Annotated in this window: 23 protein-coding genes; 11 read left to right on the top strand and 12 right to left on the bottom strand. The window is 69.6% G+C overall.

What is annotated here, in order from left to right; genetic code table 11:
* Positions 1-87 precede the first annotated feature (87 nt).
* The 5 genes from IFU30_RS05045 to IFU30_RS05025 are packed head-to-tail and all read right to left on the bottom strand — an operon-like array spanning position 88 to position 2,369.
* Complete coding sequence (locus IFU30_RS05045) at positions 88-711, bottom strand: hypothetical protein (RefSeq protein ID WP_192004515.1); 624 nt, start codon at positions 709-711, stop codon at positions 88-90.
* Positions 708-1,316 carry a DUF6286 domain-containing protein gene (locus IFU30_RS05040; protein WP_079705039.1) on the bottom strand — a complete coding sequence of 203 codons (609 nt, stop codon included), beginning with the start codon at positions 1,314-1,316 and terminating at the stop codon, positions 708-710. Before IFU30_RS05040 ends, IFU30_RS05045 begins: the two co-directional genes overlap by 4 nt.
* Positions 1,313-1,726, bottom strand: coding sequence for a hypothetical protein (locus IFU30_RS05035; protein ID WP_079705038.1), 414 nt, complete (start codon positions 1,724-1,726; stop codon positions 1,313-1,315). The genes IFU30_RS05040 and IFU30_RS05035 overlap by 4 nt, the downstream gene beginning before the upstream one ends.
* Entirely contained in the window at positions 1,723-1,914 is a 192-nt protein-coding gene (locus IFU30_RS05030) for a DUF2273 domain-containing protein (protein WP_056008790.1), read from the bottom strand. The genes IFU30_RS05035 and IFU30_RS05030 overlap by 4 nt, the downstream gene beginning before the upstream one ends.
* On the bottom strand, positions 1,911-2,369 hold the full coding sequence (locus tag IFU30_RS05025; RefSeq protein ID WP_079001390.1) for an Asp23/Gls24 family envelope stress response protein: 459 nt from the start codon (positions 2,367-2,369) through the stop codon (positions 1,911-1,913). The genes IFU30_RS05030 and IFU30_RS05025 overlap by 4 nt, the downstream gene beginning before the upstream one ends.
* A 241-nt stretch (positions 2,370-2,610) precedes the next feature.
* Here IFU30_RS05025 and purL point away from each other — a divergent pair, with 241 nt between their 5' ends.
* A complete protein-coding gene (purL, locus tag IFU30_RS05020; RefSeq protein ID WP_192004514.1) occupies positions 2,611-4,944 on the top strand; it encodes a phosphoribosylformylglycinamidine synthase subunit PurL in 2,334 nt (777 codons plus the stop codon).
* Between the two features lie 264 nt (positions 4,945-5,208).
* Here the strand turns inward: purL and IFU30_RS05015 are convergent, their stop codons facing one another.
* Positions 5,209-5,649 carry an FCD domain-containing protein gene (locus IFU30_RS05015; protein ID WP_192004513.1) on the bottom strand — a complete coding sequence of 147 codons (441 nt, stop codon included), beginning with the start codon at positions 5,647-5,649 and terminating at the stop codon, positions 5,209-5,211.
* 181 nt (positions 5,650-5,830) lie between these two features.
* On the opposite strand from IFU30_RS05015, the gene IFU30_RS05010 reads away from it, so the two are divergent.
* Positions 5,831-6,517: a GntR family transcriptional regulator gene (locus IFU30_RS05010; protein WP_124768636.1), complete on the top strand. Its 687-nt coding sequence runs from the start codon at positions 5,831-5,833 to the stop codon at positions 6,515-6,517.
* Between the two features lie 137 nt (positions 6,518-6,654).
* Positions 6,655-7,320 carry a nicotinamide riboside transporter PnuC gene (pnuC, locus tag IFU30_RS05005; RefSeq protein ID WP_079705035.1) on the top strand — a complete coding sequence of 222 codons (666 nt, stop codon included), beginning with the start codon at positions 6,655-6,657 and terminating at the stop codon, positions 7,318-7,320.
* Here pnuC and IFU30_RS05000 read toward each other — a convergent pair.
* Both IFU30_RS05000 and IFU30_RS04995 read right to left on the bottom strand, forming a co-directional pair.
* Entirely contained in the window at positions 7,251-8,582 is a 1,332-nt protein-coding gene (locus IFU30_RS05000; protein WP_192004512.1) for a sensor histidine kinase, read from the bottom strand. The genes pnuC and IFU30_RS05000 overlap by 70 nt on opposite strands.
* Positions 8,582-9,244: a response regulator transcription factor gene (locus IFU30_RS04995; protein WP_192004511.1), complete on the bottom strand. Its 663-nt coding sequence runs from the start codon at positions 9,242-9,244 to the stop codon at positions 8,582-8,584. Before IFU30_RS04995 ends, IFU30_RS05000 begins: the two co-directional genes overlap by 1 nt.
* Positions 9,245-9,434: 190 nt before the next feature.
* Between IFU30_RS04995 and IFU30_RS04990 the strand changes: the two genes are divergently transcribed.
* From IFU30_RS04990 to IFU30_RS04970, 5 genes are all read left to right on the top strand, one after another.
* Positions 9,435-9,962 carry a hypothetical protein gene (locus tag IFU30_RS04990; RefSeq protein ID WP_137242347.1) on the top strand — a complete coding sequence of 176 codons (528 nt, stop codon included), beginning with the start codon at positions 9,435-9,437 and terminating at the stop codon, positions 9,960-9,962.
* Complete coding sequence (locus IFU30_RS04985; RefSeq protein ID WP_192004510.1) at positions 9,959-11,023, top strand: peptidoglycan-binding protein; 1,065 nt, start codon at positions 9,959-9,961, stop codon at positions 11,021-11,023. The genes IFU30_RS04990 and IFU30_RS04985 overlap by 4 nt, the downstream gene beginning before the upstream one ends.
* The gene (locus IFU30_RS04980) at positions 11,020-11,751 is read left to right on the top strand and encodes an ABC transporter ATP-binding protein (RefSeq protein WP_192004509.1); all 732 of its coding nucleotides are present in this window, start codon (positions 11,020-11,022) and stop codon (positions 11,749-11,751) included. Before IFU30_RS04985 ends, IFU30_RS04980 begins: the two co-directional genes overlap by 4 nt.
* A complete protein-coding gene (locus IFU30_RS04975) occupies positions 11,748-12,959 on the top strand; it encodes an ABC transporter permease (protein ID WP_244631726.1) in 1,212 nt (403 codons plus the stop codon). The genes IFU30_RS04980 and IFU30_RS04975 overlap by 4 nt, the downstream gene beginning before the upstream one ends.
* 86 nt (positions 12,960-13,045) lie before the next feature.
* Positions 13,046-13,501, top strand: a complete 456-nt coding sequence (locus tag IFU30_RS04970; protein WP_192004508.1) for a VOC family protein — start codon at positions 13,046-13,048, stop codon at positions 13,499-13,501.
* Between the two features lie 2 nt (positions 13,502-13,503).
* Here the strand turns inward: IFU30_RS04970 and IFU30_RS04965 are convergent, their stop codons facing one another.
* Complete coding sequence (locus IFU30_RS04965) at positions 13,504-14,190, bottom strand: TetR/AcrR family transcriptional regulator (protein ID WP_124768631.1); 687 nt, start codon at positions 14,188-14,190, stop codon at positions 13,504-13,506.
* Positions 14,191-14,341: 151 nt separating this feature from the next.
* Here IFU30_RS04965 and IFU30_RS04960 point away from each other — a divergent pair, with 151 nt between their 5' ends.
* Genes IFU30_RS04960 through IFU30_RS04950 form a run of 3 tightly spaced genes read left to right on the top strand, consistent with a single transcriptional unit; the run spans position 14,342 to position 19,465 of the window.
* Positions 14,342-17,251, top strand: a complete 2,910-nt coding sequence (locus IFU30_RS04960) for an MMPL family transporter (RefSeq protein WP_192004507.1) — start codon at positions 14,342-14,344, stop codon at positions 17,249-17,251.
* A complete protein-coding gene (locus IFU30_RS04955) occupies positions 17,248-19,290 on the top strand; it encodes a YhgE/Pip domain-containing protein (protein WP_192004506.1) in 2,043 nt (680 codons plus the stop codon). Before IFU30_RS04960 ends, IFU30_RS04955 begins: the two co-directional genes overlap by 4 nt.
* A 34-nt stretch (positions 19,291-19,324) precedes the next feature.
* Entirely contained in the window at positions 19,325-19,465 is a 141-nt protein-coding gene (locus tag IFU30_RS04950) for a hypothetical protein (RefSeq protein ID WP_162852291.1), read from the top strand.
* Positions 19,466-19,658: 193 nt separating this feature from the next.
* On the opposite strand, the gene IFU30_RS04945 is transcribed toward IFU30_RS04950, so the two are convergent.
* The 3 genes from IFU30_RS04945 to IFU30_RS04935 form a co-directional block, all read right to left on the bottom strand.
* Positions 19,659-20,651 (bottom strand): NADP-dependent oxidoreductase, encoded by a 993-nt coding sequence (locus IFU30_RS04945; protein WP_192004505.1) that lies wholly within the window; start codon positions 20,649-20,651, stop codon positions 19,659-19,661.
* 146 nt (positions 20,652-20,797) lie between these two features.
* Positions 20,798-21,634 (bottom strand): carbohydrate ABC transporter permease, encoded by an 837-nt coding sequence (locus IFU30_RS04940; protein WP_192004504.1) that lies wholly within the window; start codon positions 21,632-21,634, stop codon positions 20,798-20,800.
* Positions 21,631-22,410 carry a carbohydrate ABC transporter permease gene (locus tag IFU30_RS04935; protein ID WP_249404707.1) on the bottom strand — a complete coding sequence of 260 codons (780 nt, stop codon included), beginning with the start codon at positions 22,408-22,410 and terminating at the stop codon, positions 21,631-21,633. Before IFU30_RS04935 ends, IFU30_RS04940 begins: the two co-directional genes overlap by 4 nt.
* Positions 22,411-22,472: the final 62 nt, after the last annotated feature.

Raw genomic sequence — 22,472 nt, 5'->3', positions numbered from 1 at the left:
ACACTGGCATTCTGCGACGCGCGGCTGCGGATCAGCCGATTCGGACGGGGGCTTGCAATTGCGCCGGCACGTCCGGATCAGTGACGGTCACTGGAGGACGCGCTTCGGCTTGGCGGCGCGGAAGCCGCCGCCGACCTCGACGAGGACGGGGAGCTCGACGCCGAGCAGGCGGTCGAGCGACTCCACCGCCGTGCTGACGGTTTCCACCGCCGTGCGGGGTGAGACGCCGCGCCGGCAGGTGACGGCGACCTTGAGCGCCTGCGCCCGGTTCACGTCCCAGGCGGAGACGCGGACGGATGAGAACGCTTCGGTGTCGTCGAGCGCATCGCCGAGCGCGTTGGCCGGGACGTCCGTCTCGAGCACGATGTCGCCGTGCTCGACGGTCGCGCGATGCACGACGCCGGAACGGCCACGACCCTGACGCAGGACGAACGGGATGAGCAGGGCGGCGACGATCACGAGTAGCACGATCCCGACGATTGGGACGAGGACCGGGGCCGTCTGTCCGGCGTCCGCGCCGGGCGCAGCGGCGAACGGGTTCCAGGCGAACCAGCCGTCGATCGTGTCGAGCACCGCGTCACGGTTGTCGCGCCACCAGTCGGCGACGACGGGCACGGTGACGACGGCGAGCGCCGCCGCCCCGATCACGACGAACACGAGTCCGATGAGGAGGATGAGCAGACGGTTCAATCCGCGGTTGGTGGAGTTCACTGTCCGACCTTCCCGTTCGACGAGATGGAGGTGGTCGCCCGGAGCGACGGCTGCAGGCCGAACGCGTCGAGGTCGGCGGCGACGGCGCGGTCGACCTCGGACCGGTCGACGGGCATGCCGCTGGCGGGGGTGATCCGGATCGCGGCGCTCCGCCGGCCGACGGCCACGGAGGTGCCGTCAGGATGCGTGGCAGCCGTCGTCGAAGCGCGCTGTGCGAGGGCCGACGCGATGACCTCGTCATCGACGACCGCGAGTACGCGCCCGGTCGACAACAGATGGCGGTGACGACGCCCCGGTCCGAGCGCGATCCCGATGAGGACCACCCCGAGCAGGAGCACGAGTGCGCCCGCGACGGCGAGGATGACGGGCTGCGTCGTCGGCAGGCTGGCCGCGGCTCCCGGGATCTCACCCGGGGCGACGAGGAGCGGGCGGACGCCGATGAGGGCGAGCACCGTCTCCACGGCGATCCAGAGCGCGACGAGCACGAGCAGGACCGCGAGGAGGATCGCGGCGGTCGAGCGCGGCGAGTGCAGTTCGCGGCGAGCCAGGCGCCGGAGCACCCGCGTCGGGCCGGTGACCGGGGTCGTGGCTGCTGTGGCGGTCATGAGACGCGTCCTTCCTGGTCGATCTCGAGTCCGCTCACGCGGATGGAGACGCGCGAGACGCTCGAACCGGACAACTGCTCGACGCGAGCGGCGATGGCACCGGTGGCGGCCGAGACGCGCTCGACGATGGAGCCCCCGGAGCGCTGGAGCGCGTCGGGGGTGGCCGAGACGCGCGCCAGCGGGATCGCACGCATCGGCGAGGTGACGATGAGCGCGAGTGCGCCCCGGTCGTCGGCCAGCTCGACCTTCACGCGTCCCGCCGGGACCCCGAGCGATTCGGCCGCGATGTTCACGGCGACGTGCTCGAGGGCCTTCGCGGTGATCCGCGTCCGGCCCGGCCCGCCGTGCGGGTGCACGCCGGGAGCTTCGGCGACCGAGGGGACACCCCGGTCGAGGACGGCGGTGGTCATGACGAGACGCGCTTCCCGCGGACGGCGTCGACGATCGCGTTCAGGTCGGTCTGGCCGGTGACGATGCGGGCCACGAGGGCGCCGATCCCCATCGCGACCGCGACGAACACGAACGCCCAGAACCCGAAGGCCACCCAGCTGAGTGCGAGGACGGCACCGATCAGGATGCCGGTGTTGGTGGCGGTCACTGGACTCGCGCCTCGGCGTTCTGGTCCTCGTCGTCGGACGGGATGAAGACGTCGCTGACGGTCACGTTGACCTCGGTGACCTCCATGCCGACGAACTGCTCGATCGCGCGGATGATGGAGGCGCGGACCTCGCTCGCGACGGCCTGCAGGTCGACCGGGTAGTCGGCGACGATCACGACGTCGACGGCGACCTGGGTCTCGCCGACCTCGACGCGGATGCCCTGCGACAGGTCGGAGGAGCCGATGGCGTCGCGGATGGCACCGAAGGCACGGGCTGCGCCACCACCGAGGGCGTGCACGCCGCGGACCTCGCGGGCTGCGATGCCGGCGATCTTCGCGACCACGCCGTTGTCGATGACCGTCTTGCCGTGGGTGTTCGTCTGCGTGGCGGCGTTGTTCTCGCCGACGACACCCTTCGTGACGGTGGGCTTCGGGGAGTTGGTGGTGTTCGACATGGTGTTGCCCTTCCTGGTTCGTCTCGAGCGAGCGGTTGATCGCTTCGTTAGTGATAGGACGCAACCATCGCACCGATCGTCACGGTCGATCTCGAAGCTCGTGAAGAGACCGCGAATCAGGCACCGCACCGTGACGAATCGGCGTCGACCTCCGACGCCCATCCGAGGATCTGTTCGTCGCCGCGCGCCGCTAAGATTGGTGGGTCCGGCATCCCACCACTTCCTTTGGAGTCCTGCCCTCGTGACGACCACCACCCCCACCAGCTCCGCCGTCGCCGACACCGTCGAGAACGCCGTCGCGACACCGGACCGCGAGCAGCCCTACGGCGCCCTCGGCCTGAAGGCCGACGAGTACGCGAAGATCCGCGAGATCCTCGGCCGTCGTCCCACGAGCGGCGAGCTCGCCATGTACTCGGTCATGTGGAGCGAGCACTGCTCCTACAAGTCCAGCAAGATCTACCTGCGCCAGTTCGGCCAGAAGGTCACCGACGACATGAAGAAGAACCTCATGGTCGGCATGGGCGAGAACGCCGGCGTCATCGACGTCGGCGAGGGCTGGGCCGTGACCTTCAAGGTCGAGAGCCACAACCACCCCTCCTACATCGAGCCCTTCCAGGGTGCGGCCACTGGCGTCGGCGGCATCGTCCGCGACATCATCTCGATGGGCGCCCGACCGGTCGCCGTCATGGACCAGCTCCGCTTCGGCGACATCGACCACCCCGACACCGCGCGCGTCGTGCACGGTGTCACCGCCGGCATCTCCTCCTACGGCAACTGCCTGGGCCTGCCGAACATCGGCGGCGAGACCTACTTCGACAAGGTGTACCAGGGCAACCCGCTGGTCAACGCCCTGTCGGTCGGTGTCCTGCGTCACGAGGACCTCCGCCTCGCCAACGCCTCGGGCGTCGGCAACAAGATCGTCCTCTTCGGTGCCCGCACCGGTGGCGACGGCATCGGCGGCGCCTCCATCCTCGCGTCCGACTCCTTCGACGCGAACGGCCCGACGAAGCGTCCGGCCGTCCAGGTCGGCGACCCGTTCGCCGAGAAGGTGCTCATCGAGTGCTGCCTGGAGCTCTACCGCGACAGTCTCGTCGAGGGCATCCAGGACCTCGGTGCCGCCGGCATCTCCTGCGCCACGAGCGAGCTCGCAGCGAACGGCGACGGCGGCATGTTCGTCGAGCTCTCGCACGTGCTGCTGCGCGATCCCTCGCTCACGCCCGAGGAGATCCTCATGTCGGAGTCGCAGGAGCGCATGATGGCCGTCGTCGAGCCGGGCAAGCTCGACGCATTCCTCGCGGTCACCGACAAGTGGGACGTCGAGACCTCCGTGCTCGGCGAGGTCACCGACACCGGTCGCCTCGTCATCAACTGGCACGGCGAGGAGATCGTCAACGTCGACCCCTCGACCGTCGCGGTCGACGGCCCGGTCTACGAGCGCCCGGTCGCCTACCCCACCTGGATCGACGCCCTGCAGGCCGACTCCGCGTCGGCCCTCCCCCGCACCGACGCCCCTGCCGAGCTGGAGCAGCAGTTCCGCTCACTCCTCGGCTCGGCGAACCTCGCCGACAAGAGCTGGATCACCAACCAGTACGACTACTACGTCATGGGCAACACGGCGCTGTCCTTCCCTGACGACGGCGGCATGATCCGCGTCGACGAGGAGTCCGGCCTCGGCTTCGCCATCGCGACCGACGCGAACGGCCGCTACTGCCAGCTCGACCCGCGCCAGGGCGCGCAGCTCGCGCTCGCGGAGGCCTACCGCAACGTCGCCGTCACCGGTGCCGTCCCGGCCGCCGTCACCGACTGCCTGAACTTCGGCTCGCCGGAGAACCCCGAGGTCATGTGGCAGTTCTCGGAGGCGGTCGCCGGCCTGTCGGACGCCTGCCTCGAGCTCGGCGTGCCGGTCACCGGCGGCAACGTGTCGTTCTACAACCAGACGGGCGACGTCCCGATCTTCCCGACGCCCGTCGTCGGCGTCCTCGGCGTGATCGACGACGTCGCGCGCCGCATCCCGAGCGGATGGCAGGACGAGGGCGACAACCTCTACCTCCTCGGCACCACGTCACTCGAGCTCGACGGCTCCGCCTGGGCCGGGACGATCCACGACCACCTCGGTGGCCTGCCGCCGAAGGTCGACCTCGCCGGCGAGAAGACGCTGGCCGAGCTGCTGCACGCCGCTGCCAAGGAGGGCCTCGTGTCCTCCGCCCACGACCTCTCCGACGGTGGTCTCGCTCAGGCGCTCGCGGAGAGCGTCATGCGCTTCGGTGTCGGTGCCCGGGTCTTCCTCGGTGAGCTGCTCAGCCGCGACGGCGTCGACCTCACGACCGCGCTCTTCTCCGAGTCGACCGGTCGCGTCATCGTGTCCGTGCCGCGCGAGGACGACGTCAAGTTCCAGGGCCTGTGCGAGGGCCGCGGCTACCCGGTGCTGCGCATCGGCGTGACCGACGCCTCCGCCGTGGGCGACGCGACGGAGCCCGCCCTCGAGATCCAGGACGTCCTGACCATCCCGGTCTCCGAACTGCGCCGCGTCTCCAAAAGCGTCCTCCCGGAGCGGTTCGGTCCGGTCATCGGCTGAGCGACCCGCCTGCACACAGCCCCTGCGCCCGACGGTGTGGGGGCTGTGCTGTGTCAGGAGCGGCCAGCGCGGCGCCGACGCGTGAGCTGCATCGAGGTGGCCGCTCCGTCGCCAGAGGATCAGATCGCCGGGTGGGCGGATACCCGAAACCCACCCACCCGACTCACCACCGGGCGCTCAAGCCAGGAACCCGAATGTCCTGACCGGCGTCTCCGGCAGTGGTGTCGCAAGCGACGACTTCAGCATATCAGCATTTGGAATGCTTCACGGAAGCGTCGCGGCCATCCCCCACAGTCGTTCCACGGCCAGTTCCGCAGCGATCGCGTCCCCCTCCGCGACCGCATCCCGGAGGATCGGGAAGTCCACCGCGAGTGACGGCCAATCGAGCCAGTCGGTGTCGGCGGTGACCTCGAGTTGCGGCGAGAGCAGCGCGAGTGCGTCGCGAGCGGTCGTGACCAAGATGCGATTCGGACAGAGGGCGACGAGATGGTCCATGAGCGGCCACGAGAGCTCGGCGTAGGCGACCGGGTCCTGCAAGCCGATCACTCGCGACACCTCGCCCAGCTCGGCGACGAGCGCCGCTCGGTCGGCATCCTCGAGGACGGGCACGGTCACCCGCGTCACGCCGCCCAGCAGCGCCCCGAGCGTCTGGAAGAGATGGATCCGCCGATGGCGGGGCCTGCTGGCCGTCGAGTCCGTCGACATGGGTCTCACCTTACTGCCGCTCCGAGGTACGCCGTGCGCGCCAGGATAGCAAGGCTCGGCGCACCCGGCTGCACCTGTGCATCCGGCATGTTCACCAACACATGAGGCACAAAACTATCCAACACACCTTGGATATCGGTATTCTGAACTGGTCATATCCCAGCTCGACGATCGGAGTCCCATGCCTGTTCCCAAAACCGTCGAGACGAGCCCTCGGAAGCTCCTGCGCGACATCGTCTTCGAGCAGCTCCTGACCGCCATCGAGGACGGCACCCTCGAGCCCGGCGAGCGCCTCAACGACGAAGAGCTCGAGAAGTGGCTCGGCGTCTCGAGGACCCCGATCCGCGAAGCGATCAGCAAGCTCGCCGACATCGGACTGGTCGAGACCGCACCGCAGCGGTACACCCGCGTCGCGAAGCCCACCGCCGAGCAGTACGCCGAAGCACTGCGCCTCCTGAACGGCTTCCACGAGCTCAGCGCGCGGTGGAGCATCCCGCAGTTCACCGACGAGGACGTCGCGGCGTTCCGCGAACTCGGCGACGCCGTGCTCGCGGACATCGAAGCGCGTGACAAGCACGTCCTCCGGTCGTCCTCCGCCTTCGCCGACTTCATGGTCGAGCGTTCGGGCAACTCGCTGCTGCAGCAGGTCGCCCGTCAGATGAACACCCGGGTGACCTACACCTCGCTGCCGACGATCGACTTCTTCCAGTGGGACATCTTCGCCGCGTACGTCACCGGGCTGGTCGCGGCCGCCGAGGCACGTAGCGCCGAGGAGGCCGAGCGCGTCATGCGCAAGCAGGCCGAGGCCACCGACGCCTTCCTCGAGCAGGTCATCGCCGCCGGTGGAGGACTGCCCGCCGCGAGCTAGCCGGCGAACAGCGCCATCGAGCCGCAGATCGTCACAGAGCCGCCTCCCGATCGGGAGGCGGCTCTGCACGTTGTACGGTGGACCGTCGGTCGCGTGACCGCGCATCATCTGGCCACGGACCCGATCGGAGCACTGCAGTGGGGATCCTCCTCTGGCTCTTCGACGCGACGTTCAGGGTCGGCGACCAGGTGGTCCTCTGGCGGGAGGTCGTCGGCAACCTGTTCGGCCTGGCGAGCGCCCTCGGCGGCATGCGTCGCCGCGCCTGGGCCTGGCCCGTCGGCATCATCGGGAACGCGCTCCTCCTGACCGTCTTCCTCGGCGCGGTCTTCCACACGCCGAACCCGACCAACCTCCTGGGGCAGGCGGGCCGCCAGCTCATGTTCATCGTCGTGTCGATCTACGGCTGGGTGCAGTGGCGTCGGGTCGAGCGGGTCGAAGCGACGACCGGTCCGGTCGCCGTGATCCGGCCCCGCTGGGCCGGCTGGCGGGTGCGGCTCGTCCTCGTCGGCCTCCTGCTCGGCGGCACGCTGCTCCTGATCCCCGTGTTCCGGGCACTCGGCTCCTACGAGCCGGTCTGGGCCGACGCGTGGATCTTCATGGGCTCCCTGCTCGCGACCTGGGGGATGGCGAAACGCTGGGTGGAGTTCTGGCTCATCTGGGTCGCGGTCGACCTCGTCGGCGTGCCGCTCCTGTTCGGCGCCGGGTACTGGGTCTCGGCCTCGATGTACCTGTTCTACGGGGCGTTCACCCTGGCCGGCTTCTTCGTGTGGGCTCGCGGCGAGCGCGTCGCCACGTCGCGCTGAGCTGACGCCTCGGTGCCGGCGTCCGGGCCGCTCGGCGGGAACGTGACGGTCACCACCAGCCCACCCTCCGACCGCGCGGTGAGCTCGAGCGCAGCCCCGTGCACCTCAGCGATGCTCTCCACGATGGCGAGTCCGAGCCCGCGTGACCGCTCCGGACCCCGCGCGACCCGGCCGCCGGCGCGGTAGAACGGTTCGGTGAGCCTCGCGACCACGTCCACCGGGATCGACTCCCCGGAGTTCTCGACCCGGAGGACCACCGCGCCGCCCGCCGGACCGCCCGACCGGCGCAGCGAGACCCGCACGAAACCACCGTCGACGTTGTGCCGGACGGCGTTCTGCAGGAGGTTCCCGCACAGCTGGTGCAGCATGGCCTCGTCGCCCCAGACCGCGAGGTCCTGCACCTCGGCCGTGCAGTCGATCCCGCGCGCTCGAGCCGCGGAGGCTGCGGCGACGCATGCCTCGGAAGCCAGCTCTCCGAGTGCCACGTTCTCACCCCGCAGCTCCGAGTGCTCGAGGTCGGCGAGGTCGAGCACGGCCTCGACGGTCTGGATGCTGCGCGTGTTCGTCTCACGGAGCCGGGCGATGAGTCCCCTGACGGTGTCGTCGTCGAGGTCGTCGCTGGTCGCGGCGACGTCGAGCATCGCCTGGGTCGTCGCGAGCGGGGTGCGCAGCTCGTGCGAGGCGTTCGCCGCGAACCGTTGGTGGGCGCGGAACGACCGGTCGAGCCGCTCGAGCATGTGGTCGAAGGTGTCGGAGAGGTCGGTGATCTCGTCCCGCGGGCCGGCGAGGGCGACCCGATGGTCGAAGGATCCCGTCGCCGCCCGCTGCGCGGCCACGTTGATCGCGTGCAGCGGGCGCAGCAGCCGGCCCGACAGGATCCAGCCACCCCACGCGCTCGCCGCCGCGAGGACGACGAGCACGATGAGCGACCAGACGAGGAGCGTGTTCAGGATGTCGCTCTGGTCCGAGACGACGAGGGCCGCAGTACCGTTCGCCGAGGTCAGCCCCTCGGCCGGCTGATAGGTGGCCGCCCCGGCGACCTCGGTCGGCGCGGTCGACCGCCAACGGGTCGCGCCGTCCATGGCCTCGTCGGCCCGCACCGCGGTGATCGCGTACGTCGGGACGTACCGCATGAAGGCGTAGATGAGCGCGAGCATGCTCGAGCCGGCGACGGTGAACAGCAGCGCGTACGTCAGCGTCAAGCGCAGACGCACCGTCAAGCGGTGGCGGCTGAGCAACCCCGCTGCGCCGGAACGCGGCATCAGTCGCCCTCGATCCGGTAGCCCGCCCCCGGGACGGTCGTGATCACCCACGGTGAGCCGAGGCGTCGGCGGAGGTTCGAGATGGTCACGCGGATGGTGTTCGTGAACGGGTCGACGTTCTCGTCCCAGGCCTTCTCGAGGAGGGTCTCGGCGCTCACGACCCCTCCGTCGGCGAGCAGCAGCTGCTCGAGGACCGCGAACTCCTTGCGTGCCAGCTTCACGTACACGCCGTCGCGGAAGACCTCCCGCCGGAACGGGTCGACTCGCACTCCGGCACGCTCGAGGACCGGAGGGCGCGACTCCGCCGTGCGCCGGGCGAGCGCGCGGAGCCTGGCCACGAGCTCCGGGAACTCGAACGGCTTCACCAGGTAGTCGTCGGCCCCGAGGCCGAGGCCGGACACGGTGTCGTCGAGTCGGCGTGCCGCCGTCAGCATCATGACGCGGACACCGGGATGCTCGGCGACCACCGTTCGGCACACCTCGTCGCCGTGGGTGCCAGGCAGGTCCCGGTCGAGGAGCAGGACGTCGTAGTCGTTGATCGTGAGCGCCTCGAGCGCTGCGTCGCCGTCGTGCACGACGTCCGCGGCGATCGCCGCCTGCCGCAGACCGGCTCGGACCGCCTCGGCGAGGTAGACCTCGTCCTCGGCAACCAGGACGCGCATGATGTTCCTCTCGAAAGGGTGTGGGGACTCCGGGATCGTACGGACGCTGATCGAGCAACCCCCGAGTGTCGGTTATCTACCGTGCCGTTCGAGACGTTCAGAGAACGTCAACGTTTTCCTTGACGCCCCGACAACGCGCCGCCGAGTGGACTGGTCGTCACCAGTCAGCCCCACCCACTGAGGAGAGCAGATGTCCGACATCACCATCACCCGTTCCGTCCGCCGTCCGGCCGGCAGACTCGCCGCATTCATCGCGATCCCGTTCCTCATCGGATCGTTGGCGGCCTGCAGCTCGGGCTCGCCCGACTCGAGCAGCCAGACCCCGAAGGCGGTGCAATCGTTCGACGACTGGCAGGTCGCCTTCGCCTCCTGCATGCGCGATGAGGGGGTCGACATGCCCGACCCCGAGCAGAACGGCTCTGGCGGTGCGTCCGTGACCCTCGGCGACGGAGACCAGGATGCCTTCCAGGACGCCTCCGCGACCTGCATCGACCGTCTCGGGACGCCTCCGGTACCCGCCGGAGGAAACCCCGCGGTCGCCGACGCCTTCGAGCAGCAGCTCGAGATGGCCGAGTGCTTCCGCGAACAGGGATACGAGATGGCCGACCCGGTGGAAGGGCAGGCCATGCAGATCCCCTCCGACGTCACGGAAGAGGTGATGGAAGCCTGCGGTCTCTCGTCCGACTCGAGCGCGCCGCTCGGCTCCACCGACCGATGAGCAACCGACGACGAGGGGTCGTCGTGGCCGTCTGCGTCGGCGCCGTCCTGCTTGCAGGCGGCGCCGCCGCGGCGGTCACGCTGGCACCGACGCAGGGGCCGAACCAGGAAGAGCCGGTCAGCAGCATCCGCACCGGCACCGCACCGATCACCGCCGGCGACCTCGCGGGCACGACGCAGGCGAGCGGCACCCTCGACTACGCGGACCAGCGCACCATCGGCGGTGGAGCCGGGATCGTCACGGCGGTGCCCGTTCCCGGCAGCACGGTCTCGCTCGGCGGCACCCTCTACGCCCTCGACAACGTCCCGGTCATGCTCCTCCACGGACCGCTCCCGACCTGGCGGGCGTTCGAGTCCGGTATGACCGACGGACCGGACGTCCGGCAACTCGAGATGAGCCTCGCGGCCCTCGGCTACTTCGACCGTGAACCGGACGACGAGTTCGCCGCGTCGACCGTGCGTGCCATCGAGCGGTGGCAGAAAGCCCTCGGCGTCGAGGAGACCGGACGCCTGGAGCTCGGATCGGTCGTCTTCATGACGGGCGACGTGCGGATCGCATCGGTCGACGCCGCGGTCGGCACCACCGCCTCGGACAAGATCGTCACCGTCTCGTCCCTCGTGAAGCGCATCGACGTCCCGCTGAAGCTCGCCGATCAGCGGCTCGGCGTCGTCGGGACGAAGGTCGACGTCAACCTCCCCGGCGGACAGCGGACGACCGGCACGGTCACCGATGTCGGCGTCCCCACCGAGTCGGATGCGGACGGACAGAAGAAGGTCACGATCCCGGTCGGCATCACGCTCGACGATCCGGCGGCCGCAGCCGATCTGCAGCGCGCGACCGTGACGGTCGGCTTCCCGACGGAACGACGTGAGAACGTCCTCTCCGTCCCGGTGGAAGGGCTCATCGCGATCGATGACACGACGTTCGGCGTCGAGGTCGTCGAGGGGAACGGGAAGCGCCGTCAGGTCCCGGTCACGACCGGTCTGTTCGCCGATGGTCGGGTCGAGGTCTCAGGCGACGGCATCCGCGAAGGTCTCGACGTCGTGGTGCCGGTCTCATGACGGACACCACGACGGCATCGGCAGCCGCACTCACGCAGCCGGCCGGACCACCGATCATCCACCTCGACGGGGTCACCCGGGAGTACGGCGAGCCACCCACGCTCGCCCTCGCGGGTGTCGACCTCACGGTCGAGGAGGGCGAGTTCGTCGCCATCGTCGGACCGAGCGGCTCCGGGAAGTCGACGATGCTCAACCTCATCGGGACCCTCGACCGACCGACCGGTGGGACCGCCCGCATCGCGGGTTCGGACGTCGGACGCCTCTCCGACGCGAAGCTCTCGGCCCTCCGCGCGTACCGCATCGGCTTCGTCTTCCAGCAGTTCCACCTCGCCGACGGCTCGACCACGGTCGACAACGTCGCCGACGGCCTCATCTACGCCGGGGTCCCCCGGGCCGAGCGCCGTCGTCGCGCGGTCGTCGCCCTCGAACGCGTCGGCCTCGGCCACCGTCTCGGCCACCGCCCGACCCAGCTCTCCGGCGGTGAGCGCCAGCGGGTCGCGATCGCACGCGCCGTGGTCGGTGACCCGCCGTTGCTCCTCGCCGACGAACCCACCGGCAACCTGGACTCCGTGTCCGGAGCGAGCATCGTCGAGCTGCTGCACGAACTCCACGAGGCCGGCACGACCATCGTCGTGATCACGCACGACGCCGAACTCGCTGCGCGACTCCCCCGCCAGGTGGCGATCCGCGACGGCCGGATCGTGAACGATTCGGGGCTGGCCGCATGAACGAGGAGCACATGAACCCCGACCACGATCGACGGTCGCGGCTCCTCGGTCGCGACGTCCTCCGGCTCGGGACGACGGGTCTGCGGGCACGGCCGACGCGCGCTGTCCTGTCCGCCCTCGGGATCGCGATCGGCATCGCGGCGATGATCGCGGTCGTCGGCATCTCCTCATCCAGTCAGGCCAAACTGCAGGCGCAGCTCTCCGCTCTCGGGACGAACCTGCTGACCGTCCAACCGGGCCAGAACCTCTTCGGTGAGGCAGCGACCCTGCCCACGAACACCGTCGGCAAGGTGGGACTGGTCGACGGTGTGGAACGGGCCGGCTCCGCCGCAGTGCTGAACGGCGTCCTCGTCTACCGCAGCAGCCTCATCGACCGGGCGTCGAGTGGGGGCCTCGGCGCAGCGGCGGTGACGGAGAGCCTGTTGGACGTCGTGGGCGGTACCCTCGCCACCGGTGAGTGGCTGAACCGGGCGACGGCGAGCTACCCCACGGTCGTCCTGGGGTCGAAAGCCGCGGAACGGCTGGGTATCGCTACGGTCGGCTCGATGATCCAGCTCGGCGACCAGTACTTCACGGTGGTGGGCATCCTGGATCCGCTCGACCTCGCCCCGGAACTCGACACCACGGTGATGATCGGTGAGACCGTCGCCGCCGAACGCTTCGGGTACGACGGCAAACCGACCACGGTCTACGAACGGTCCTCCGACGAACGCGTCGAGGCCGTCCGCGAGCTCCTCCCCCGCACCGTGAACCCTGCTGCACCCGAGGAGGTCGAGGTCTCCAGGCCGTCGGACGCCCTCGCCGCCAAGCAGGCTGCCGATCAAGCCTTCACCGGTCTCCTCCTCGGCCTCGGCTCGGTCGCGCTGCTCGTCGGCGGCATCGGGGTGGCGAACACGATGGTCATCTCGGTCCTGGAACGCCGACGCGAGATCGGCCTCCGTCGCGCCCTCGGGGCCACGCGGGGCCACATCCGGTCCCAGTTCCTCACCGAGGCACTCCTCCTCTCCGCGCTCGGCGGGGTCGCGGGCGCCGCGATCGGTACCGGCGTCACGAGCGTCGTCGCCGCGGTGAACGACTGGCCGACCGCCGTACCGGCGGAGGTGCTGCTCGCGGGCGTCGGCGCGACCCTGGTGATCGGGGCGATCGCCGGCCTCTACCCGGCGATCCGAGCCGCCAGGACACCACCGACCTCGGCCCTCAGCGGCTGAGTCGGAGCCGCCGCCGGACTGCTCCGACGCGGGCCCGCTCCAGGAGACCCTGGATCGGGCCCGCGCCGCCGGGTAGCGTGCAGCCCATGGACATCAGACTCGAGAACGTCGGGATCGCGGTCCGCGACCTCGAGGCGACGATCGCCTTCTTCACCGACCTCGGCCTCACCGTACTCGGCCGCGACACGGTGAGCGGCGAGTGGGCCGACACGGCCGTGGGCCTCGACGGTAACCACGCCAGGATCGCGATGTTGCAGACGCCGGACGGTCACGGACGCCTCGAACTCTTCGAGTACCTCCACCCGGACGCGATCGAGACCGAACCCACGCTGCCGAACGAGATCGGCATGCACCGCGTCGCGTTCGCCGTCGACGACATCGACGAGGCGCTCGCGATCGCCGCCAGACACGGCTGCCACCCGCTCCGCGGGGTCGCGGATTATCAGGGCGTCTACAAGCTCAGCTACGTGCGCGGGCCGAGCGGCATCATCGTCATGCTGGCCCAGGCGCTGCAGCCGGATCGATCCGGCGAGTCCGCCTGACGTCAGTCGGTGACCGACTCGGTCAGGGCGCGGACGATGGCCGGGAGCGTGCGCATCGCGAGCTCGCGCGGTGAGCCCTCATCGCCGTCCGGGTCCATGAGCACGGCCGTCTGGATGGCCGACTCGTAGAGGGCGACGACGATGTTCGCGATGTCGGGCGTCGGGATCGTGAACCGGACGTGTGCGAGTCCGGCCGCTTGGTCGAGCCACGCGGCGAGCTGGCGGCCAGCGCTCTCCTGGTGCTGCAGGTAGCGGGCTGCGACGTCGGCGTCGCGCATCGCCAGCATCCGGAACTCCGACTGCACGAGGCACCAGCGGCGGTCATCGGGCTGGAGTTCGAGGAAGGCACGGATCAGGGCCTCGAGCGAACCCTCGGTGTAGCGGCCCGCTGCGTCGAGGAGCGACGGACTGACCGCCTGCAGTCCGGCCTCCAGGCGATCGAGTCGGAGCTGGTTCTCTCGTGACTCGAGAGCGAAGAACAACTCCTCCTTCGAATCGAAGTTGGAGTAGAAGGCGCCACGGGTGAAGCCCGCGCGCTCACTGATCTGCTCGACGGACGCCGCGTGGACGCCGAACTCGGCGAAGACCTCGTAGGCGGCGTCGACGAGCCGCTCGCGCGTCCGCTGCCGACGCGCGGACTCGACGGGTGCCTCGTCGCTCGGGGACTCGACCGCTTCGTGCACGCGCATCCTGACACCTTACTGACAGCTCGACCGACTTCTTGCCGATACACCACTGTATCCAATACAGTCGTGTATCGGATACACCGATGTATCGATCCTGTTCGAATTTCTCCGTCGGCTCGCCTGCAAGCAGCGCCGACCTCCCTAGGAGCGACGCGTGTCCTCACTGCTCTACACCCTCGGCCGCTGGGCGTTCGGCGCCCGCAAGCTCGTGCTGATCCTCTGGATCGCCGTGCTCGCCCTCGCGGGTGGAGGCGCGCTGCTCTTCAACCAGGGAACCGACAACGCCTTCTCCATCCCCGGCACGGAGTCGCAGGAGGCGCTCGACTCGCTCGACCACACCTTCCCGCAGGTGGCCGGCGCCTCGGCGCAGATCATCGTCGTCGCGCCGAAGGGCGACACCGTCGAGGACGCCGGGGTCCGGTCGGCGATCGACGACGCCGTCACCGCCCTGGGCGACATCGGGCAGGTCGAGCAGGCGGTCTCACCCTTCGACGAGAACGTGACGGGGGCGGTCTCGGAGGATCAGCGGGCGGCGCTCATCTCGATCCAGTTCGACAGCGCGCAGACCGACATCACCGCCGCGACGATCAGCGACGTCGAGGACGCGGAGGCGAGCCTCGCGAAGGCCCTCCCGGCCGGTGCCGAGTCGTCCCTCGGCGGGCAGCTCTTCAGCAACAGCCTGCCGACGCTGAGCATCATCGAGCTCGTCGGCGTGGTCGTCGCGCTCGTCGTCCTCATCCTCACATTCGGCTCCTTCCTCGCCGCGGGCATGCCGCTCGTCACCGCACTGCTCGGGGTCGGCATCTCGATGGCGCTCATCTTCGTGGCGACGGTCTTCGGGCCGATCTCCTCCACGACGCCGATGCTCGCGCTCATGCTCGGCCTGGCCGTCGGCATCGACTACGCGCTGTTCATCATCTCGAGACACCAGGACGGCCTGCGCAGCGGGCTCGACCCGGCCGAATCAGCCGCCCGTGCGACCGCGACGGCCGGTTCCGCCGTCATCTTCGCGGGCCTCACGGTCATCATCGCCCTCCTCGGGCTCGCGGTCGCGAACATCCCGTTCCTCACGACGATGGGTGTCGCCGCGGCGGTCGGCGTCGCGATCGCGGTCGTCATCTCGCTCACCCTCATCCCGGCCATGCTCGGCTTCGCCGGCGAACGCCTCCGGCCCAAGGCGAAGCGGGCCAGGAAGCGCGCGGCGACCCGGGGCGCTGCCGAGCCGGTCGACGGCCCACAGGACGCGGTCCCTGAGCACCACAGCCCGGTCCCTGAGCCCCGTACCGCGGCCCCTAAGCACCACAACGCGGTCCCTGAGCCCCACAACGCGGTCCCTGAGCCCCACAACGCGGTCCCTGAGCCTGTCGAAGGGCACCCCAACCGCTTCTTCCTCGGCTGGGTGCGCGGCGTGACGCGACTCCCCATCGTCACGATCGTCGCCGTCGTCGCCGTCCTGGGCGCCCTCGCCATCCCCGCCCTGTCACTCCGACTCGCGCTCCCCGACGCCGGTTCCCTGCCGGAGGGCGACGGAGCCCGCACGACGTACGACCTCGTCTCCGAGCACTTCGGTGAGGGCTTCAACGGGCCACTCATCGTCACCGGCGGCATCGTCGGCAGTACCGACCCGCTCGGACTCATGGCCGACCTCAAGCAGGAGATCGAGGGACTCGACGGCGTCGCCGCCGTCCCGCTCGCCACCCCCAACGCGACGGCCGACACCGGGATCATCCAGGTCATCCCGAGCGGCAGTCCCGACTCCCAGGCGACGAAGGACCTCGTCGCCGAGATCCGAGGACTGCACCAGTACTTCCAGGACGAGTACGACGTCGACCTCCAGGTCACCGGGTTCACGGCCATCGGCATCGACATCTCCGACCGCCTCGGCGGCGCCCTCCTCCCCTTCGGTCTGATCGTCGTCGGCCTGTCGCTCGTGCTCCTGACGATGGTCTTCCGCTCCATCTGGGTACCGATCAAGGCGACCCTCGGCTACCTGCTGTCGGTCGCCGCGTCGTTCGGCGTCGTGGCCCTCGTCTTCGAGCACGGCGTGTTCGCCGAGGCCCTCCACGTCGCGAGGACCGGTCCGGTGATCAGCTTCATGCCGATCATCCTCATGGGTGTCCTGTTCGGACTCGCGATGGACTACGAGGTCTTCCTCGTCTCCCGGATGCGCGAGGACTTCGTCCATTCGGGACTCGCGAGGCGATCCGTCGAGACCGGCTTCCTCGGCTCGGCGAAGGTCGTCACCGCCGCCGCCGTCATCATGTTCGCGGTCTTCGCCGCCTTCGTGCCGGAGGGCGACACGAACATCAAACCCATCGCCCTCGGGCTCGCGGTCGGCGTCTTCGTCGACGCGTTCATCGTGCGCATGACCCTCGTGCCGGCGGTGCTCGCGCTCCTCGGCGACCACGCCTGGTACCTGCCGAAGTGGCTCGACCGCATCCTGCCGTCCTTCGACGTCGAGGGCGAGGGCCTGCAGCGCGAACTCGAGCTGCGCGAGTGGCGCAACGGTGACGAGGTCGCCATCGCCGCCGCCGGGGTCACCCTGGCCGGTGCGGACGGCCCGCTGTACGAGGACGTCGACACGACGGTCGCGGTCGGTGGCGTGCTCGCGGTGCAGGGCGCGCGCCCGGTTTCGGTCACCGCCCTCCTGCTGACGCTGGCCGGTCGCCTCGAACCCGACCACGGTCGACTCAAGGTCGCCGGTCTGGTCCTGCCGGTCCGCGCCGGGGCCGTCCGGTCCCGCGTCGCGTACGTCCGTCTCGACCACGGCGAACCCGTCGGGACGCTCGCTTCGGCGCTGGCCGAACGCCCGGCCGTCATCGTCCTCGACGGGGTCGACACCGTGCCGGACGACGACACGAGACGCGGACTGTACGAGCACCTCCTGACGGCGACCAGAGCCGCGGAACGCTCGCGTCGGCCGCTCACGATCGTCGTCGGCACCGCGGACGCGTCCTCGCTCGCCGACGTCCTGCCGACCACGGCGCCGGAGGTACTCGACCTCGACCGCGCCGCCTCCTCCTCAACTCCCACCGTCATCGCTGAATCGAAGGTCGACGCATGAGCACCATCCTGAACCGCCTCGAACGGGCCCGCTCCGGCAAGGGCATCACGGTCGTCTCGATCATCGGCCTCATCCTTGTGCCGCTCGTCATCGCCGGCGGACTCGTCTGGGCGCTGTGGAACCCGGCGGAACGACTCGGTCAGGTGACCGCCGCCATCGTGAACGACGACAAGCCGGTGACCGTCAACGGCCAGACCGTGCCGCTCGGACGCCAGCTCTCCGCGGGCCTCGTCGACGGCGACCAGAAGACCAACTACGCCTGGGTGATCACCGACGCGTCCGACGCGAAGGCGGGCCTCGCCGACGGTTCGTACACGGCCGTCGTGACGATCCCCGAGAACTTCTCGAAGGCGGCGACCTCGTTCTCCGGCGACGCCGCCGACGCCGAGCGCGCCCGCCTCGACGTCACGACGAGCGACCGCAGCAAGCTCGTCGACGACGCCATCTCCCAGACGATCACGCAGACCGCGGCCTCGCTCCTCGGTCGACAGCTCACCACCACCTACCTCGAGAACGTCTACGTCGGGTTCAACACCCTCCACGACCAGCTCGGTGAGGCCGCCGACGGTGCGAAGCAGCTCTCGACGGGCGGACTCTCGCTCGCGCAGGGTGCACAGCAACTCGCGAACGGCACCACGCAGCTGGCCGCGGGCGCGACGCAGTTGTCGTCGGGTGCGACGCAGCTGAGTGACGGGGTGGATGCGCTGGCCGACGGCGCGACGCAGCTATCCTCCGGTGCGACGCAGCTGAGCGACGGGGCGGCCCCGCTCGCGAGCGGAGCCGCGACGCTGTACGCCGGGACGCAGGGTGACGGGAGCGCGGAGAACCCGGGGCTGGTCGGCGGAGCCAACGGGCTCGCCGAGGCGGCGATCGGAACCTCCCGCGTCGCCGACGCGACGAAGGCTGCGGCCACGTCCGTGGCGGCTCGCTGCCTGGACCCGGTGAAGGCGGCAGCGCTGACGGCGATCGACCCGACGCTGTGCAAGGACATCCTCACGACCTTCGGCACCGCCACCGCCCTCACCGACGGCGACATCTCGACCGGATACCCCGGCACCACCTCCCTGGCGACGAAGACCAAGCAGTTCTCCGGCCAGATGCCCGCGCTCGTCGACGGCATCGCGAAGATCAACACCGCGGCGGCACAGATCGCGGCGGGCGCAGCAGGCCTTGCCGACGGCGCTTCCAAGGCCGCCTCCGGGACGGCGCAGTTGCAGACGGGTGCATCCGCCCTCCCCGACGGTGCAGGCCAGGCGCCCGCCGGCACGACCCAGCTCGCCGACGCGTCGAACCAGCTCGCGTCGGGGGCCGGGACCCTGTCCGGCGGGATCACCTCGCTCGCGTCCGGGCTGCAGAGCGCGGTCGACAGCCTGCCGACCTACACGAGCTCCGACCGGCAGACGCTCGCGGACGTCGTCGCCGACCCGGTCTCGGCCGGCGATTCGGCGACGGTGTCCTTCGGCACGAACAGCGCTCCCTTCTACGCCGTCCTCGCCCTCTGGCTGGGTGCGCTCGCGAGCTTCCTCGTGCTGCGGCCGGTCCCCTCGCGAGCGTTCGGGTCCACGCGGTCCTCGTTGCGGCTCGCACTCGGTGCCTTCGTGCCGGCGGGGGCGATCGGAATGCTGCAGGGCCTGCTCGTCGCCGTCATCACCGCACCGCTGCTCGATCTCGACGCGGGTGGCTGGCTCGCCTTCGCCGGGGTCGCCGTGCTCGCGGGCCTCGTGTTCGCCGCCGCCAACCAAGCACTGAACGCCCTCTTCGGCGGTGCGGGACGGTTCATCTCGATGATCGTCGCCATCATCGGCCTGGCGACCGGGATCATCGCGACGGTTCCCCAGGTGCTCGACCAGATCCTCACCTTCCTGCCGATCGCACCGGCGCTCGGTGGCCTGCAGGCGATCGCGATCGGCGACGCGGGAGCAGCGGCCGGCGTCGTCGGCCTCGTCCTCTGGCTTTTCGGATCGCTCGCCGCGACGACGTTCGCGATCGCCCGTGCGAGGACCACCTCGGTGAAGGCGCTCGTCCCGGCCGTCGCCTGATGCCCGGCGAGAACCTCGCCGGTAGGCTGGGGTGATGAGCAGCAGCGAAGACCGGGAGCTGGCCGAATGGGGCGAGCAGCGCAAGCGTCGTCAGCGACTCATCGCCTGGGTCCTCGTCGTCGCACTCGTCCTCGGTGGAGGCGGCGCGACCGTCCTCGGCTTCATCTTCAACTAGCCCCGCCCTCCCTGCCCGATCGCCAGCGCGGTGCGCTGACGCGAGCGCGCCCCACACGCGCGAGCGCGGGTCTCCGGAGGGTCGCGCTCACGCCCTGGACCCGCGCCCGCGCCGGGACCGAGCATCTCGGGTCAGCGCACCGCGCTGGCGCCGGAACCCGACGTCTCGGGCCAGCGCACCGCGCTGACCGTCGTCAGGGTCGGGCGTCGTGCAGGTCCCGCTGCTTGACGATGCGCTCCGGGTTCGCCGGACGCATACCGACGATGATCTTGCCCCGCGCGTGCAGCCGCTCAAGATCCTCGAACGCGTCGATGATCAGGTCGAACGGGTAGAACGCCGAGACGACGACCTTCAACGCGTGGTCGGCGGCGTACTCCGCGAGACGTTGCAGCTGCTTCGTGGCGTGCGCGGCGAACTCCTCGTCCGGCTCGAGTGCGGCGAGCTCGATGGCCTTCCGATCCTCGCTCGGCCGGTACTTCTCCGGCGGGACGCCGAGTTCGAAGGCGAGCTCTTGGCCGTTCTGACCGAAGTTGTCGATGAACGCCGTCACGCCCTCTGGCGCGAGCTTGCGGATCCGATCCGCCATGCCCTCGCCGTAGACGACCGGCTTGACGCCCTGTTCACGGAGGAAGTCGTGATTGCGCTCACCACACGTGCCGATGACCCGGACCCCCGCGAACTTCGCCAACTGCGCCTCGATGTTCCCGACGCCACCGGCCGCCGCCGAGATGACGAGGGTGTCGCCCTGCTTGAGGTGCAGCCCGTCGAGCGTGTCGAGCGCCGTCAGTCCAGCGAGGTAGAGCCCGCCGGCCTCCTCCCAGCTCACGCGCTTCGGCTTGCGGACGAGGGATGACGCCGGGACGACGACCTGGGTGGCGTGCGCGCCGCGGACGGCGTGACCGATCACCTCGTCGCCCCGTTTCCAGCCCTCGACCCCGGTTCCGACCTCGCGGACCAATCCGGCGAAGTCGCTCCCCTGCCCCGTCGGCAGCTCGATCGGCACCGTCTCGGCGAGGTGCCCCTCGCGGACGAACGCCTCGATGTGGTTGATGCCGCTCGCGAGGACGTCGACCACGACCTCGCCCCATCTGGGATGCGGCATCTCGGACTCGATGAACTCGAGTACGTCGGGCCCGCCGTAGCGGGCGTAGCGGAGTGACCTCGTCGTCTGCTTCGAACCGAACATGGTTCATCTTCCACCTGTCGGTCGCTAGCCGATCGAACTATCAGCTGGCTTACAGGTTCACCGGACGGCTGCTCATGACGACGCCCGCTCGCCCAGGAATGGGCGAACGGGCGTCGGCTCGCCCATTTTTGGGCGAATGAGAGGGCTCAGCCCTTCACCGCTCCCGCGGTCAGGCCCTGCACGATGTACCGGCTCGCGAACGCGAACAGCACCATCGTCGGGATGATCGTCAGCACGGCGGCCGCCGACATGGAGCCCCAGTCGATGTTGTAGCTCGTGATGAAGCCGTTGAGCGCCGTCGGGATCGTCTTGTTCGCATCGCTGTTGATGAGCGTCACCGAGAGGAACAGCTCGTTCCAACAGTTCACGAAGTTGAAGATGAACGCCGCCACGATCCCGGGCTTCAGCACCGGGACGAGCACCCGGAAGAGCGCGCCGAACCGCGAGCAGCCGTCGATCATGGCCGCCTCCTCGAGGGCGTCGGGGATGTTCTCGAAGAATCCACGGAGCATGACGGTGCAGAACGGGATGCACACCGCGATGTAGATGAGGATGAGCCCGAACCGGTTGTCGACGAGCTTGAGCTGCGTCATTAGCAGGTAGAGCGGGCCGAGCGCGATGAACGACGGGATCATCTGCGTGGCGAGGAACGCCAGCAGGATCGCCCCCTTGCTCCGGAACTCGAACCGCGCCAACACGTACGCCGACAGCATCGAGATGAAGGTCGCCACGACGGCTGCGATCGTCGCCACGATGAGGCTGTTGACGACGTAGGTGCCGAACTGCGCCTTGCTGAACAGGCCGAGGTAGTTCTCGACCGAGAACACCTCCGGCCAGTACGTCAGCGGGTAGGAGAAGATCGCGCCCGGCTTCTTGAACGAGGTGACGACGATCCAGTACAGCGGGAACACCGTGATGACGAGCCAGAGCCCGAGGAAGAGGAACTTGACGACCTTCGCCGTCCGGGTCTCCTGGTCGATCATGCCTTCACCTTCTTCTCACGCATGGACAGCAGGTAGAACGCGGTGAACACCAGCAGGATCGCGACGACGATGAGGCCGATCGCGGAGGCCCGGCCGTAGTCGCCGCGCTGGGTGGTCGCGATCATCCAGGTCGTCAGGATGTGGGTCTGGTTCGCCGGACCACCGCCCGTCATGCCGTAGATGATGTCGGGGAAGTTGAAGATCCAGATGACCCGGAGCAGCACCGTGAGGGCGAGCGTCGTGCGGATGTACGGGATCGTGATCTGGAAGAGCATGCGCGCCTTGCCCGCGCCATCGAGCGCTGCGGCCTCGAAGAGGTCCTCCGGCACCGACTGCAGGGCGGCGAGGATCATGATCGCGAAGAACGTGACGCCGTACCAGACGTTCGCGACGATGACGGCGAACATCGCGGTGTTCGGGTCAGCCAGCCACGGGATCGGGGTGTCGATCAGCCCCACCTTCTGGAGCAGGTCGTTGATCACGCCGAACTCGCTGTTGAACATCCAGCGGAACAGGATGCCGATGAGGAAGCCCGAGATGGCCCACGGGAAGAAGATCATCGCCTGGTAGAGGCCGCGGAACCGGAACTTCCGGCGCAGCCACAGGGCGATGCCGAAGCCGATGACGAACTGCGGGACGATCGAGGCCACCACCCAGAGCACGGTGTTCGCGACGACCTTGCCGAAGGCGGGGTCGGCGAAGACGGCCAGGAAGTTGGCGAAGCCCACCCACGAGGTGTCGGTGAGGTTGGCGAGGTTCCAGTTGCGGAACGCCATCTGCGAGCCGGCGATCATCGGGTAGTAGANGCGCCCCGGGAGGGTCCCCCCCCGACGCCCGC

It is taken from the genome of Plantibacter sp. CFBP 8798 (assembly GCF_014841195.1).
GTDB lineage: Bacteria > Actinomycetota > Actinomycetes > Actinomycetales > Microbacteriaceae > Plantibacter > Plantibacter auratus.
Note: the sequence above shows the minus strand (reverse complement) of the source record. Positions and strands in the feature narration are given on the sequence as shown.